General features: G+C 52.1%; 1 rRNA gene. It reads right to left on the bottom strand.

Features of this window, described 5'->3' with window-relative positions:
• Positions 1 to 1,720, bottom strand: a 23S ribosomal RNA gene (locus tag PFH44_RS27205); the annotation flags it as partial.
• Positions 1,721 to 1,786 lie beyond the last annotated feature (66 nt).

Here is a 1,786-nt window from a genome sequence, read left to right as displayed (position 1 = left end):
ACTTACCATCAGCGTGCCTTCTCCCGAAGTTACGGCACCATTTTGCCTAGTTCCTTCACCCGAGTTCTCTCAAGCGCCTTGGTATTCTCTACCTGACCACCTGTGTCGGTTTGGGGTACGATTTGATGTTACCTGATGCTTAGAGGCTTTTCCTGGAAGCAGGGCATTTGTTACTTCAGCACCGTAGTGCCTCGTCATCACACCTCAGCGTTAACAGAAGTCCGGATTTACCTAAACTTCCCGCCTACATGCTTAAACCGGGACAACCGTCGCCCGGCTAACATAGCCTTCTCCGTCCCCCCTTCGCAGTAACACCGAGTACAGGAATATTAACCTGTTTCCCATCGACTACGCCTTTCGGCCTCGCCTTAGGGGTCGACTCACCCTGCCCCGATTAACGTTGGACAGGAACCCTTGGTCTTCCGGCGAGCGGGCTTTTCACCCGCTTTATCGTTACTTATGTCAGCATTCGCACTTCTGATACCTCCAGCAACCCTCACAGGCCACCTTCAACGGCTTACAGAACGCTCCCCTACCCAACAACACATAGTGTCGCTGCCGCAGCTTCGGTGCATGGTTTAGCCCCGTTACATCTTCCGCGCAGGCCGACTCGACCAGTGAGCTATTACGCTTTCTTTAAATGATGGCTGCTTCTAAGCCAACATCCTGGCTGTCTGTGCCTTCCCACATCGTTTCCCACTTAACCATGACTTTGGGACCTTAGCTGGCGGTCTGGGTTGTTTCCCTCTTCACGACGGACGTTAGCACCCGCCGTGTGTCTCCCGTGATAACATTCTTCGGTATTCGTAGTTTGCATCGGGTTGGTAAGTCGGGATGACCCCCTAGCCGAAACAGTGCTCTACCCCCGAAGATGAGTTCACGAGGCGCTACCTAAATAGCTTTCGGGGAGAACCAGCTATCTCCCGGTTTGATTGGCCTTTCACCCCCAGCCACAAGTCATCCGCTAATTTTTCAACATTAGTCGGTTCGGTCCTCCAGTTAGTGTTACCCAACCTTCAACCTGCCCATGGCTAGATCACCGGGTTTCGGGTCTATACCCTGCAACTTAACGCCCAGTTAAGACTCGGTTTCCCTGCGGCTCCCCTATACGGTTAACCTTGCTACAGAATATAAGTCGCTGACCCATTATACAAAAGGTACGCAGTCACCTAACAAGTAGGCTCCCACTGCTTGTACGTACACGGTTTCAGGTTCTGTTTCACTCCCCTCGCCGGGGTTCTTTTCGCCTTTCCCTCACGGTACTGGTTCACTATCGGTCAGTCAGGAGTATTTAGCCTTGGAGGATGGTCCCCCCATATTCAGACAGGATACCACGTGTCCCGCCCTACTCTTCGAACTCACAGCCTGTGCATTTTAGTGTACGGGAGTATCACCCTGTACCCTGCGACTTTCCAGACGCTTCCACTAACACACAAACTGATTCAGGTTCTGGGCTGCTCCCCGTTCGCTCGCCGCTACTGGGGGAATCTCGGTTGATTTCTTTTCCTCGGGGTACTTAGATGTTTCAGTTCCCCCGGTTCGCTTCGTTAAGCTATGTATTCACTTAACGATAGTGTGACGAATCACACTGGGTTTCCCCATTCGGAAATCGCCGGTTATAACGGTTCATATCACCTTACCGACGCTTATCGCAGATTAGCACGTCCTTCATCGCCTCTGACTGCCAGGGCATCCACCGTGTACGCTTAGTCGCTTAACCTCACAACCCGAAGCTGTTTCGTAAAACAGGTCGTGTTGTGAAAATTTGAGAGACTCGAACACACCG

Source organism: Klebsiella sp. Ech2A (genome assembly GCF_030078455.1).
GTDB classification, from domain to species: Bacteria; Pseudomonadota; Gammaproteobacteria; order Enterobacterales; family Enterobacteriaceae; genus Klebsiella; species Klebsiella terrigena.
The sequence above is the reverse complement of the archived record's forward strand: the minus strand, read 5'-3'. Positions and strand labels throughout refer to the sequence as shown.